Source organism: Rhizobium sp. CB2179, from assembly GCF_057653455.1.
Window position 1 is genome coordinate 2,500,800 of the sequence record NZ_CM172781.1, and the last position, 12,492, is coordinate 2,513,291.

The 12,492-nt window shown below is 61.8% G+C and carries 15 protein-coding genes; 6 read left to right on the plus strand and 9 right to left on the minus strand.

What is annotated here, in order from left to right; all coding sequences use genetic code 11:
* Positions 1 to 86: 86 nt before the first annotated feature.
* Positions 87 to 488, plus strand: coding sequence for a GFA family protein (locus tag AC244Q_RS12540; RefSeq protein WP_012758003.1), 402 nt, complete (start codon positions 87 to 89; stop codon positions 486 to 488).
* A 79-nt stretch (positions 489 to 567) separates the two neighbouring features.
* On the opposite strand, the gene AC244Q_RS12545 is transcribed toward AC244Q_RS12540, so the two are convergent.
* From AC244Q_RS12545 to AC244Q_RS12555, 3 genes are all read right to left on the minus strand, one after another.
* The gene (locus AC244Q_RS12545) at positions 568 to 1,041 is read right to left on the minus strand and encodes a VOC family protein (RefSeq protein ID WP_029870550.1); all 474 of its coding nucleotides are present in this window, start codon (positions 1,039 to 1,041) and stop codon (positions 568 to 570) included.
* A gap of 275 nt (positions 1,042 to 1,316) precedes the next feature.
* Positions 1,317 to 2,321 carry a carbon-nitrogen hydrolase family protein gene (locus AC244Q_RS12550; protein WP_012758006.1) on the minus strand — a complete coding sequence of 335 codons (1,005 nt, stop codon included), beginning with the start codon at positions 2,319 to 2,321 and terminating at the stop codon, positions 1,317 to 1,319.
* Between the two features lie 223 nt (positions 2,322 to 2,544).
* Positions 2,545 to 2,934 carry a VOC family protein gene (locus AC244Q_RS12555; RefSeq protein WP_128406295.1) on the minus strand — a complete coding sequence of 130 codons (390 nt, stop codon included), beginning with the start codon at positions 2,932 to 2,934 and terminating at the stop codon, positions 2,545 to 2,547.
* A 193-nt stretch (positions 2,935 to 3,127) separates the two neighbouring features.
* Between AC244Q_RS12555 and AC244Q_RS12560 the strand changes: the two genes are divergently transcribed.
* Together AC244Q_RS12560 and dapB are read left to right on the plus strand one after the other, a co-directional pair.
* The gene (locus tag AC244Q_RS12560) at positions 3,128 to 3,343 is read left to right on the plus strand and encodes a hypothetical protein (RefSeq protein ID WP_017994502.1); all 216 of its coding nucleotides are present in this window, start codon (positions 3,128 to 3,130) and stop codon (positions 3,341 to 3,343) included.
* Between the two features lie 131 nt (positions 3,344 to 3,474).
* Positions 3,475 to 4,245 carry a 4-hydroxy-tetrahydrodipicolinate reductase gene (gene dapB, locus AC244Q_RS12565; RefSeq protein ID WP_128406294.1) on the plus strand — a complete coding sequence of 257 codons (771 nt, stop codon included), beginning with the start codon at positions 3,475 to 3,477 and terminating at the stop codon, positions 4,243 to 4,245.
* Between the two features lie 14 nt (positions 4,246 to 4,259).
* Here the strand turns inward: dapB and AC244Q_RS12570 are convergent, their stop codons facing one another.
* The 3 genes from AC244Q_RS12570 to AC244Q_RS12580 form a co-directional block, all read right to left on the minus strand.
* Complete coding sequence (locus AC244Q_RS12570; RefSeq protein WP_128406293.1) at positions 4,260 to 5,180, minus strand: ornithine cyclodeaminase family protein; 921 nt, start codon at positions 5,178 to 5,180, stop codon at positions 4,260 to 4,262.
* A 99-nt stretch (positions 5,181 to 5,279) separates the two neighbouring features.
* Positions 5,280 to 5,786: a GNAT family N-acetyltransferase gene (locus AC244Q_RS12575; protein WP_012758011.1), complete on the minus strand. Its 507-nt coding sequence runs from the start codon at positions 5,784 to 5,786 to the stop codon at positions 5,280 to 5,282.
* A 136-nt stretch (positions 5,787 to 5,922) separates the two neighbouring features.
* Positions 5,923 to 6,396 (minus strand): hypothetical protein, encoded by a 474-nt coding sequence (locus tag AC244Q_RS12580; protein WP_029870541.1) that lies wholly within the window; start codon positions 6,394 to 6,396, stop codon positions 5,923 to 5,925.
* Positions 6,397 to 6,709: 313 nt separating this feature from the next.
* Between AC244Q_RS12580 and AC244Q_RS12585 the strand changes: the two genes are divergently transcribed.
* Together AC244Q_RS12585 and AC244Q_RS12590 are read left to right on the plus strand one after the other, a co-directional pair.
* A complete protein-coding gene (locus AC244Q_RS12585; protein WP_128406292.1) occupies positions 6,710 to 8,113 on the plus strand; it encodes a pyridoxal phosphate-dependent decarboxylase family protein in 1,404 nt (467 codons plus the stop codon).
* A 143-nt stretch (positions 8,114 to 8,256) separates the two neighbouring features.
* Positions 8,257 to 8,577, plus strand: coding sequence for a low molecular weight protein tyrosine phosphatase family protein (locus AC244Q_RS12590; RefSeq protein ID WP_128406291.1), 321 nt, complete (start codon positions 8,257 to 8,259; stop codon positions 8,575 to 8,577).
* Between the two features lie 89 nt (positions 8,578 to 8,666).
* On the opposite strand, the gene AC244Q_RS12595 is transcribed toward AC244Q_RS12590, so the two are convergent.
* Positions 8,667 to 9,143: a GNAT family N-acetyltransferase gene (locus AC244Q_RS12595; protein WP_128406290.1), complete on the minus strand. Its 477-nt coding sequence runs from the start codon at positions 9,141 to 9,143 to the stop codon at positions 8,667 to 8,669.
* A gap of 153 nt (positions 9,144 to 9,296) precedes the next feature.
* Between AC244Q_RS12595 and AC244Q_RS12600 the strand changes: the two genes are divergently transcribed.
* On the plus strand, positions 9,297 to 10,082 hold the full coding sequence (locus AC244Q_RS12600) for a class I SAM-dependent methyltransferase (RefSeq protein ID WP_128406289.1): 786 nt from the start codon (positions 9,297 to 9,299) through the stop codon (positions 10,080 to 10,082).
* 68 nt (positions 10,083 to 10,150) lie between these two features.
* On the opposite strand, the gene AC244Q_RS12605 is transcribed toward AC244Q_RS12600, so the two are convergent.
* Together AC244Q_RS12605 and AC244Q_RS12610 are read right to left on the minus strand one after the other, a co-directional pair.
* Positions 10,151 to 10,573 (minus strand): TIGR02594 family protein, encoded by a 423-nt coding sequence (locus tag AC244Q_RS12605; protein ID WP_012758016.1) that lies wholly within the window; start codon positions 10,571 to 10,573, stop codon positions 10,151 to 10,153.
* 503 nt (positions 10,574 to 11,076) lie between these two features.
* Positions 11,077 to 12,252 carry an MFS transporter gene (locus AC244Q_RS12610; protein ID WP_128406304.1) on the minus strand — a complete coding sequence of 392 codons (1,176 nt, stop codon included), beginning with the start codon at positions 12,250 to 12,252 and terminating at the stop codon, positions 11,077 to 11,079.
* Positions 12,253 to 12,492: the final 240 nt, after the last annotated feature.

A 12,492-nucleotide genomic window follows, 5' to 3' on the forward strand; every position in this document is an offset into this window, starting at 1 on the left:
TGGCGCCTGGATCGCCCAATTGCGGTCATCGCGCGATTGAGGCAGGATGCCATCCTTGAACAGAGAGCAGGATCGAACCGACGCTCATGCTGACGGGCTCATGTCATTGCGGCAAGGCAAGCTGGACACTCGAAGGTGATCCGGGCTCGATCACCGCCTGCAACTGCACGCTCTGCCGACGCTACGGTACGCTATGGGCCTATGATTACGAAGGTGAGCGCATCGCTCTCACCGGTGAGACCGCCTCCTACGCCCGCGCCGACAGGGACGAGCCGTCTCTCGAAATATTGTTTTGCCCATCCTGCGCCTGTGTCTTGAGCTGGCGCGGCCTGCGGCTTCCAAAGGATGGCCGCCGGCGCATGGCCGTCAACATGCGGCTTGCGCCGCCGGATCTCGTTCAGCATCTGCCTATCGATCATTTCGACGGCCTGGACACGTTTGAAGACCTTCCATCCAAGGGGCGCTGCGTGCGCGATCTCTGGTTCTGAGCCGACTGCGAAGATCGCCACACGGCCGGATCGCGCCAGATGCGAGCCCTGGTAAAAGATCGTTCTGCGCAAGGCTACCTCAGCCGCGCCTGGCGGCCTCGATCGCCGCAATGTCGATCTTCCTCATGGTCATCATCGCGTCAAAAGCACGCTTTGCCTGGCCACCGCCTGCCGAGAGCGCTTCGGAGAGGACGCGCGGCGTAATCTGCCAGGACACTCCCCACTTGTCTTTGCACCAGCCGCACTCACTTTCCTGGCCACCATTGCCGACGATCGCGTTCCAATAGCGATCGGTTTCTTCCTGAGTGTCCGTTGCGATCTGAAATGAGAAGGCTTCGTTGTGTTTGAACGCAGGACCGCCGTTCAGGCCGATGCAAGGAATGCCCGCAACGGTGAATTCAACAACCAGGACGTCTCCCTGCTTGCCGTCAGGATAATCTCCCGGTGCCCGAATGACGGCACCCACGGCGCTATCGGGAAAAGTCGCGGCATAGAAGCGGGCAGCGGCCTCAGCATCTTTGTCGTACCATACGCAGATCGTGTTCTTTGCCATTGCGTGATCCTTTCGCTCTTCGTTTCAATTCCCAACTGAAATAAGAGGCAAGCCGTCTTTCTCCAGCCCAGTCCGAGCGATTTCACGCGGACGATTGCGCGGCGCTGCTAAATGGTCGAGGTCCCTGCGGTGACCGTTGCCACCGGTCGGGTTCGATGCGTGGACTTCGGGACAAGCGGGTATGAGGAGATGGCGGAACCGTGGGCACGGTTCCGCGCGTGCATATAGCATCGGCTGCATTCACTTTACCGGAATGCCGCCGACGCGACGCGGCTCTAAAACATATCCCGCCCGTCGCTGCGCGGGTCGCCGGCCACGCGGTGCGGCTCGTAGAGGCCGCTCAGCGCTTTGCGCCGCCACGGCCGGGCAATATCGCCGTGATTGTCGTCGATATCGGCGAGCGATATCGCGGCCGTTCCATCCGCAGGGCATTGCGCCGCCCACCGGCCACCGGGAGCGACAATCCCGGAAGAGGCCGGATCGGCTAAACCGGGATGTGCCAGTATGGAGAAACTCACCCAGTACCTGTTGCTCGCCGCATACCCCTGCACCTCGGCGGCGAAGGAGGTATCATTGGCCGACGTCCCCCCAGTGGACGAAAACAGCACGCAGTGGACATCGAGCCGCTCGTATTCGGTGAAAATTTGAGGAAAGTTGCACTCCATGCCGAGCGCACAGCCGAAGCGGATGCCGTCGACCTCGAAGGTCACGGGGATCGAACCCGGCGTGTACATGAAGGAGATCTTGGTGTTGGACAGCAGCCGCTCGTCGTAGCGCGTCACCAGTTCGCCGCGATCGGAGACGACATAAAGGCTGTTGTGCGGCCGGTGCGGCGGCGTCAGCGGATGCACCGAGCCGATGATCGCCCAGAGGCCGAGTTCGTGCGCCAGTTTGCGCGTTGTATCCAGCTCCTCACGCAACACGGCCCATTCGAACCGCCGCCAATCGGACGGCCCGATCTCTCTTGGCCCGATTTCCGACATGATGCGCTTGTTCGGCGATGATGTCGTTCCTTCGGGAAAGTGAATAAGCCGCGCCCCTGCCTCTCGCGCCTGCCGCATCAGCAGGCGCATCTCCTGTCCGCTCTGGCGAAGCTTGTCGGCATCGCGGGGATCGTCGGCATGGGTGGTCTGGGCCACGGCAAGACGCAAGCGCCTTGCCTCAGGCAGTGCATCGTTCGCCGACCTGGGAAGAACATGCATGCGGGCGGCGGTGTAGGATTCACCCGTCTTGGCGGCGCGCGCACGCACCCGCCGCTTGAAATTTCCATTCTCAGTCATATCAGGGCCTCTCACGTTCCGGACATCGTTCCCCAGCAACAGGCCCGAAACATCAGGACCAAGGATCACGACCCGAGACGAAAGTCCCTTTGCCTCCGGTTGAAGACCCTGCTGGGGAAGGTCCTGGGAGGTTCGGCGTTAGGCCACGCCGACACAAAGATGCCGAGGCGACCGCGATTCGTCAATTCGGGGAATGGCCGGGATAGGCCGGCGCCGAGGCTGCCTACTTCGGGCGGTCCACCTTATCCACGCGCCACGGCGGATCGGTGCGGTTCGATCCGGCGAAATAAGGGATGATGCGGTTACCGCCGGGGTCGAAAAGCTCCGCCTCGCGCCAGAGCCAGCTCTTATCCTCCGGTCCGGTGACGAAACGAAGACCGGCCTCGCTGAGACTGCCGACCGTCTCGTCCAGCTTCTCGCACTCGAAATACACCGTGGTGCCGCCACCGCCGCCTTCGCCCTGATGCAGGGAGAAGGTGCTGTCCCCGTCCGGGCAGACGAAGCGCGCATAGCGAGGACGGGCGTCGACGACGGGCTTGAGACCGAGAGCGCAGTAGAAGTTCCAGCCCGCATCGAGGTCAGGCATCGTAACGGTTACTTGATTCAGGCGCATGATCTATCTCCTCGGCTGAGTTCGCCCAAAACGGTGCGGCGGCTTGGCACCACGACATTCATAAAAACAAAGACCTGAAGCCGTCGCATGAATCAAATTCTAAGCGAGCAGTTTTAGTGTCATAGACACAAAACTCGTGTCAGACTGTGCAAGCCACGCACACGCCGGCGCACCGATCGAGAGGGCCGAAGCCATGCACAAGTTCACCGTAACAATCATTCGGGAAATCGAGGCCGACACTGCCGAGGAGGCCGCCTTGCTCCTGTATCAGGAACTATCAAGGGGACCGATCCCCGACCGCTACTCGGTCACCGACGAGACGAAGGCTGCCACGGAGGTGAAGCTGGACCGGCAAAAGGCAGACGACTTCGCTAGCATCGATCACACCGCCGACCCCGGCAACTGGTAAGCACCTGACGACCAGAAGAGATCCCTGCTTTGCGCCGGGAGCGCAAGTGCGGTAGTTGCAGATCCCGTTCGCCGGCGTAATGACGATGCAAACAGCCGTCCGTCGGGAATATCGCCAGCCAAGGAAAGTCCGTGACCTCACCAATCAAAATAGCCGTCGCCGGCGCGAATGGCCGCATGGGTCGTGCCATCCTGCCGCTGCTGGCGGCCGATCCGGATTTTGCGTTCGTCGGCGGCATCGGCCGCGAGGGCTCCGCAGGCGCCGGGCTGATTGACCGTTCGTCCGCGATTAAGGCCGCCGACGTGATCCTGGATTTCACGACGGGACGTGCTGCCGCCGAACTTGCCGGCCTGTGCGCTTCCGCCGGCGGACCTGCCCTGGTGATCGGGGCGACGGGTTTCGAGCCGGATGAGCTCGAACGGATCGCAGAGGCCGCCCGCGCGATTCCGATCCTGCGCTCCGGTAATTTCTCCATCGGCGTCAACATGCTGGTCGGCCTCGTCGCCCAGGCCGCCCGCGCCCTTCCCGCGAATGGCTGGGATATCGAAATCCTCGAAGCCCATCACAACAGGAAGATCGACGCGCCGTCGGGTACGGCGCTGATGCTTGGCGAAGCCGCCGCCGAGGGCCGTGGCGTTTCCCTCGCATCCGTCGAGCGGCGCGGGCGTGACGGCATCACCGGCGAGCGGCCGCCCGGTGAAATCGGCTTTGCCGTGTTGCGGGCCGGCGGGCTCGTCGGAGAACACAGCGTGCTCTTTGCCGCCGCCGAAGAAGTCGTGACGCTCTCGCATTCGGCTCTCGACCGCGGCATGTTCGCCCGCGGCGCGCTTGCCGCCGCCCGCTGGATCGCAGGACGCGCACCCGGCGAATACGCCATGGGGGATGTGCTGGGTCTGGCGTGAATAAGGAAACAGGCTCACAGCATATCGAGGATTGCCGAGGCGACGACGACCTCGGTTCCAGCCAATCCGACGGAGCAAAACAGCGTCGTATCGCCAGGCGATCCTCGCCCCGCCGCTTTCCCGGCCATGATATCTGCAAGGTCGGTCATACGGTGCTCATTGCCGGAGCCGGCCAGGAAAAAGGGCGAAGCATAGGTGCGCGTCTGTTCGGGAGAGTCCGTCGCGATCACGGCTGCGACATCGGCGATATCCAGGCCGAGTTCGTATCCCCCATGTGTTTTCGGGCCGACGGTGTTGACGTGCACGCCGGGCTTCAAATCCCTGGCATGAATGACGGGCGTTCGGCTCGTCGTCGCGCAGATGACGATGTCGGCACCATCAACGGCTTCAGAGGCGCTGCCGGCAGGCTCCACGTCAATACCTAAGGTGTGCTGCATCTCAGTTGCAAAGGCAGCGCGATTTTTCTCGTCGCGGCTATAGACGCGGGCGCGGTCCAGTTTTCGAACGGCGGCCGCTGCGGCAAGTTGGGTTCGCGCTTGCGCTCCGCTGCCGAGGATCCCGACGATGCTCGCGTCAGGCGGGCTGAGATGCCGGATGGCGAGCCCTCCGATCGCACCGGTTCTGAGATTGCCGAGACGCTCTCCGAGAATAATGCCCTTGAGCTTCGCGTCGTCGGCCGACCACACAGCGACGATCTGCGAATGCTCAGCCCCGTCGAATGTTTCATAGACCCGGAAGCCCGCAAGCGGTTTCTCGCCGAGGATGCCGCCGATGGTGAAGACGAGATCGCCTCGACCGGGAAACGAGACATGGTGCCGGGGTGGGGAGATCAGTCGATTGCCGGCCCTCGCGAGAAAAGCGGTCTCGAGCGCATCGATTGCGACCACCATCAGCGCGCTGCCGACCAGGTTCTCGTCTTTCAGAATTTTCGTCACGGCCAAACCTCCAGCCCATGCCGGCATGCTGCAACCCCAACCCCGCTTGAGGTCAATAGGTCAAGCAAACCGATATGCGCTGAAACATCGGCGTGAGACCTAACCGACCAGACGGCGAGCCATCATGACGTCGTCGATCTCCCTGCCCTCCTCCAGAACCCCGCCGGGAATCCTGCCGATCTCGGAGAAGCCTTCCCGCTGATAGAAGCGTACTGCCGCCGGGTTTTCTGCGCTGACGAAGAGTTCCAGCTGCAAGATGCCGATATCGCGCGCGTGATCGGCTACCGCGCCGAGCAGCTTGCCGGCAAGGCCCGTTCCGCGCAGGCTCCTTCTGACGTAAACCATGATGATCGTCGCGCGATGGGCCATCTTGCTCGACCGCTGCCGAACTAGGCCGGTTATGCCGACGGGTTCGCCATCCTGAAAGGCGATGAAAACCGGCTCATTCAGGCGATTGCGCCACTCCTCGAGAGAAAGAGCCTCCCAGTCCTCGTAGCGGCTTGCAAAGAGAGACGGTTCGGTGCGAAGCGCTTCCAGACGGATGCGCCGGAAAGCCTCCACTTCGTCTGCCCTGACATGCCTGATCGTCGTGCCGCTTCCATCCATCGGGACCTCCTGCGAGATGAGAGGTACTGTCAATACAGATGGCCTCAGCCGATGCAACCGGTGTCAGGAAGCTTCGTAGTTCAGCACATGCTCGAAGTGACGAGATCGAACGGAAATCCGTCGTCTCAGGCGCCGGTCACTGCGCCGGGCTCCCCAGCCGGCCACCCTTCCGGACGACCGGTTCGCCGGGCGGGCCGACCACCGATTGATCGGTCGGCCTCGCTGCCGGTTCGCCAGTTGGCCCGACCACCGGTTCACGGGCTGGCCCGTCGACCGGCTGGCCGGTGGATCGGACGACCAGGGGATCGGCTGGCTGGACGGCGGATTGATCGGTTGTTGGCCCGGGCACCGGCTTCCCGGTTGCCCCCGGCACCGGCTGGCCGGTTCCCGCGTTCAGGGGCTCACCGGTTGGTCGGGCCGCTGATTGCTCGGTTGGCCCGGCAACTGGCTCATCAATTGAGTCGGCCACCGATTGATCGGCTGGCTTGTCGATCGTGAACGGTACAACTTCACGGATGATGAAGAGAAGAACTATCCCGACCAACGTGCACGTCAGCGCGTAGAGAAGGAAATATTTCAGTGCATATCCCTCGCTGATTGGCAGCACCAACTTGACAATGGTGCAAATGATATTTCCGCATCATTGAACGATACTTGAAGGGAAGGCAATCATTTTCAACAAGCGCCCCGAAATTTCAAAAATGCACAGAACGGGATAAGGTAGTTATTGTAGATATTTAGGAAGCACCTCCCCGATGCTCACTTTGTCTTGAGGTCTCGGCAAGCCCAGGGAAGGCCTCGGAACCCAGATCCGAGATCTGTCAGGCGAAGACAGCCTCGGCGATATGGGCTAGATTGCGTGTGCCGGCAGCCTGCTTTCGAGGGTGAGGCCCTCCAGGATCGGTAGCGGCAGGGGGATCCGCATGACGGCAATTGCATCTCTGTTTCAGGAAGCAGCCCGCCTTGCGGCAGGATTCCGGCAGGCAGCGCCCGCCCGCCATATGCCCACCCACGACTACGCAGCCTCGCTTGCCTGTTTCGAAGAGCCGCTGCCGGCTGCCGGTTCCGATATGCTTGATGTCATCAGGCGTCTCTCGGACGGCGCCGAACCCGGGCTTCATGCAACCACTGGGCCGCGCTTTTTCGGCTGGGTCATCGGCGGCTCCCATCCGGTCGGCGTCGCGGCCGATTTCCTCACCAGCGCCTGGGGCCAGAATGCCGGAAACCATGTCGCCGCCCCGGCCGCGGCCGCCGTCGAGACCGTCGCGGCAAGATGGCTTCTCGATCTCCTGAAGCTGCCGGCCGAAAGCTCGGTCGGCTTCGTCACTGGCGCAACGGTGGCGAACTTTACCTGCCTTGCCGCCGCCCGCGGCGAGGTGCTGCGCCAGGTGGGCTGGGATGCCGATGCAAAGGGCCTGTTCGGAGCGCCTGAGATTACCGTGCTGATCGGCGACGACGCCCACACGACCGTCTTCTCCGCGCTTCAGTTCCTCGGCCTCGGGCATGATCGCGTGCTGCGCCTGCCCACCGACGCGATGGGACGGATAGACCCGGCCGCGCTGGTGGGCACGCTCGATACTGTCTCTGGACCCGTCATCGCCGTTCTCCAGGCGGGGCAGATCAATACTGGCGCCTTCGACGATTTCGCCGCCATCATCCCGCTGTTGAAGGCGAAAGGCGCCTGGGTGCATATCGATGGCGCCTTTGGCCTCTGGGCGCAGGCATCAGCGAAGACCAGCCACCTCAGCCGCGGCATCGAAGCGGCCGACAGCTGGGCGACCGACGGCCACAAGTGGCTGCAGACGCCCTATGATTGCGGCTATGCCATCGTCCGCAACGAGCTCGCCCATCGCCGCGCCATGACGATCGCCGCGAGCTACCTTCCGCTCGCCGGCGAAGGCGAACGCGATCCCTCGCACTACGTGCCCGAGCTTTCGAGACGGGCCCGCGGCTTTGCTACCTGGGCGATGCTGAAACATCTCGGCCGCGACGGCATCGCCGCCTTGATCGACCAGTGCTGCGCCTCAGCGCGGCTCGTGGCCGATCTCCTGTCGCAACAACCGGGCATCACCATCCTGAACGAGGTGACGCTGAACCAGCTCGTCATCCGCTTCGGAGCCGACCGGCCCTCCGAAGAAGGCGACGCGTTGACCCGAAAGACGATCGAAAAGATCCAAGCTGACGGCATGATCTTCGCCGGCGGCGCCAAATGGCGCGGCCGTGATATCCTGCGTCTCTCTGTCACCAATTTCCAAACGACGTCAGATGAGGCCCAACTCGCCGCCCAAAGCATCATCGCCGCGTTCAAGAGTGTGAGCGGCGGCTGACGCAACGCGCGACAGAGAAGGCGATCCTTCCGTCGACCCCACCGGCCGCGGGGGCCGCCCGTATTCCGTCGATTGCCCCTTGGTTCGCTCGTGCGCGGAATTGTGCTATTGCGGGCCTCGCTCGCCTCAAGAGAGATCGAAACGTGAAAAACGTCCTGTTCGTCTGCAGTCAGAACAAACTTCGCAGCCCGACGGCCGAACAGGTCTTCGCAGGCTGGCCGGAGATCGAGGTCTCCTCGGCCGGCACCAACAACGATGCCGAAAACCCACTATCGAACGAACTGATCGAATGGGCCGATATCGTCTTCGTCATGGAGAAGGCTCACCGTGCGAAAGTTCAGGGCAAGTACCGGTCAGCTATCAAGGACAAGCGGTTGATCTGCCTTCATATTCCTGACGATTACGATTTCATGGATCCCGCGCTCGTGCAGCTGCTGAAGGCAAAGGTGCCTCGGCATCTCTAAGCTCGGTCATGCGACCGTAAAATCGCCGCCCCGAACAAGAAGGCGCGCGTGCCAATGGTGGCAACTTGCGCCGAGCTGCGGGGCGATGGTCAAACTTGTTGAGAGGCATATTCCGGAAACTCGGCCGCACCGCGACTTAGGGCTTTCACCATCAGCAGGCCGTCGTCGAAGTAGCCATTTCTCGCGTAGAACTGGTGCGTACGCTCCCTTCCCAGAACCATGGCGATACGGACCACAGCGCATTCAGTCCGCTCCGCCTCCGCCTCGATCCACGCCATCATCTTGCTGCCGATGCCCTGACTGCGCACGGCGCTGTCTACCACCACATTGTCCGCCTCGATATACTTGCCGCACCACAACTGAGTGCCCGTCCAGAAACCCGACGCACCCACCATCCGTTCGTCGATGTATGCTGCTATGCAGCGGTAGTTGCTCTGTGCGAACATGGCTGAAAGTCGTTGGCAAACCACGGCCTGACTCAGGCGACTATTCTGGCTGTACAGCGGGAAAATTGCCATCGTCTGATCGAGGCCGACCAGCTCGCGGATGATCACTTCGTCGGACACAGCAGCCCCCTACCTCTCGGTCGCATGATAGTGCACGCGAACTCGGTCATGATCCATGGGTGTGAACCACTTACAGTAGACTGCCTGTCTTCCCATTGTAATCCGCTGCGCTTATAGCTCCCCGCCCGTTCCGATTGCACAAGGAGGAGAGCCATGAACGCCAATGATGTCGCCGCCCATTGGGAGAGCAATGCCGAGACCTGGACGGTCTATAGCCGCGCCGGCTACGACAAATATCGCGACGCGCTGAACACGCCGGCCTTTCTGAAGATGCTGCCGCCGGTGGCAGGCCTTGCCGGGCTTGATCTCGGCTGCGGCGAAGGTTCCAACACCCGCGCCGTCGCCCGCCTCGGCGCCCGCATGATCGGTCTCGACATCGCCCCGACCTTCATTCGTTATGCCCGCGAGACCGAGACGCAAGCGCCTCTCGGTATCGACTACGTGCTCGGCGACGGCCAGGGCATCGATTTCCCGGAGGCGAGTTTCGATTTCGTCACCGCCTTCATGTCGATGATGGACATGGCCGATCAGCGCCAGGTGCTGGAAGGAATCCACCGCGTCCTGAAATCGGGCGGCTTCCTGCAGTTTTCGATCCTGCATCCCTGTTTCGTGCCGCCGACACGCCGCAATATCCGTGACGAGGCCGGCAAGCCCGTCGCGGTGGAGATCGCCGATTATTTCGACGAGAGCGACGGCCGGGTCGAGCGCTGGATCTTTTCCTCCATCCCCAAGGAAGAACGGGCGACGCTGACGCCGTTCGCCATTCCGCGTTTTCACCGGACGCTGTCGACCTGGGTGTCGATGATCGTCGAAGCGGGGTTGACGATCGAAGCTTTCGGCGAGCCCATGGCGTCAGTCGAGGTGGCGCTCGCCGAGCCAATGGTCGCCGACACCCGCATCGCGCCGATCTTCCTCCACATCAGGGCGCGCAAGGCGTAAGGCCTGTTTTCCCGCCGCCACCGAGGTTTGGAAGGAGGGTGAGTTCTCACCCGGGTTCTCACCCAACATCATCGTCGCACGGCGACCACCGAGCTGGCGCGATAGCGCGACAGCTGGACCCGGTTGGATTGGTTACCGCCGAACAGGTAGACGTACTGCCGGCGCTGGTCGATGTGATCGAACAGGCTCACATGAAAGCGCCGGCCGGTGCGGATCACCACGACATCCCCTCGCCTGGCGGAGCGGACACCGACCGGCTTGCCGAACTTCCTCCAGGACGCCGCCATGTTGGGGTTGGGCGGCGGTTGCCGCGAAGATCGCTTGGCGACAAAGGCCAGGAACGCCCCGCACCACGATACCCTGCGCGGATTGATGCTCAGGAAGGAGATGGAGCGTTCGTGCATGCTCTTGTACTTGGACGCCGTGCCGAGCATGTCCGCCTCACAAGGCACGGCAAGCGCCGTGAGGACGATGACGAGAATAACCTTCATAGTTACCCACCATTGTTTGTATAATGTTGAAATTCCGAAATGTGGCGAAGAATAAAACAGGCGCGGCAACGTAGATGCGAATTATGGCGTGATTTAGAAACAACTAATACTGGCATTTTGGCGGCCGAAATTTGTCCGAAGCGAGGCGCGGAGCTCCGTAGGCGAGCCCTCCCTTTGCGGCCCGACACGACCATCGCAAACCCCGTAAAACATATGTTTTGCTAGGCCGAAAGGCTGGAGTTTCACCATCCCAACCAGGTCCATTCAGACGAGATGGACGGCGTCCGCAATGCTTGAGCAGCAAACCCATTCGCCCAAGACTTGACGACAGTGCGCGGAATTAGCTCCTCACCTATACGAGCTATATTTCCGATGTCCGCCAATAATACTTCTACGTGATGGGAAATACATTGCGCCCGCCCAATTCATCAGCGAAAGCCGGAGGTTGCCCCTCCGGTTGCGGACGTGAACGAGTTTATGACAGCGGAGGCCGGCGTGGCGTGTCAACCTTGTGGTCGCACCGGTTCGGGCTGGCCTGTGACCGGGGCAGGATCAGCAGCAAGTGCCCTGGTTACCAGGAGTGCTGCTGCGAGAACAGGGACGACCGCCCAGTACGAAAAGCGGATGCCGAAGTGTTCGGCAACGAAACCGAGCAGTGGTGGCCCCGCGAAAAACACAAGGAACGTCGTCTGCGCGAGCGCTGCAACGTTGACGGGTGCGGGTCGATCCGTACGTCGGGCCGCAGCCGAGATGGCAAGCGGATAGACTGAAGAGCAGCCGATACCTGTCAGGCCAAAGCCTGCGAGTGCGACAACAGGGTGTGTCGCCGTCGCAACCATGACAACACCGATGGTCGCGATCCCGAGGAGGGTTATTACGACCGGGCGTGGATTGAAGCGGTCAATGACAGGGTCCATGCCGAGCCGTCCGATGGCGATGAACAGGGAGAAAATGGTCACGCCAAGCCCGCCGATGAAGGGTTCGACCGCGAATACGTCACGCATATAGATCGCCGACCAATCGACGCTTGCGCCTTCGGCGAGAAGTGGAGCTGCGCCTATCAGGCAAAGGGGCAGCAGCCCGATCGTCGGAAAAGCGATTGGCGGACTATCTCCCGGGTGCGCGTCCTGCCGCTGGGGCGCGTTCTCGATCCTGGAGAAAACGATCGACCCCGCAATCAAAACGGTGACGAGGATGATCAAGCTATGCAGTTCGATGGAGACGGCAGCCTGCCGCATGCCGGCGGCAACGAGGGCGGTGATGCAGAAGCCGAGGCTCCACATGCCGTGAGCCCGGCTCATGATGCGGTACCCAAGCAGCGCCTCACGGCGATCGGTTTCGATATTGGCGTTGATCTCGAACGCGCCGGTGAAAATGCCGGCAATGAAGAACAATGGCACCGCTAGGAGAGCTGAAGGCATCCAGGGGATCAGCGCGAAAAACAGCGCCGCACCGAAGACGGTGACGAAAGCCGTGGTGCGCGCACCGAGCCTCTCGATCAACCTCACCGAGAACGTCAACCCGCAGAGAACCCCGGAGGACATGACAGCGAGCAAAAGGCCCAGCTCTCCCTCGGTCAGGCTGAACTTGACCTGAAGATCGGGCAGCCGCGAAACAAACGCGCCTAAGGAAAGGGCCACGGCAAACTGGATGAAGAAAATGCGGTGGTGCGGCTTCATCTCGGCACTCTGCTCCGAATGGGGCGGGATATCGGCGGCATAACCGGACATTCCGACGAAATGGCGACTGGCTGAGAAACCCGCGATCTCAGGATTATCGACCACCGCTGCTGACATTCCCTGTCAGCATGATGCCGCCGCCGCTGATTTCACAATTCAATGCCGAGCAGCCGCTCCAATTGAAGGCTGCAAAATAAGTCGGGCCGAAGGGCCACCTTGTCAACGGCACCCGCAGAGAGC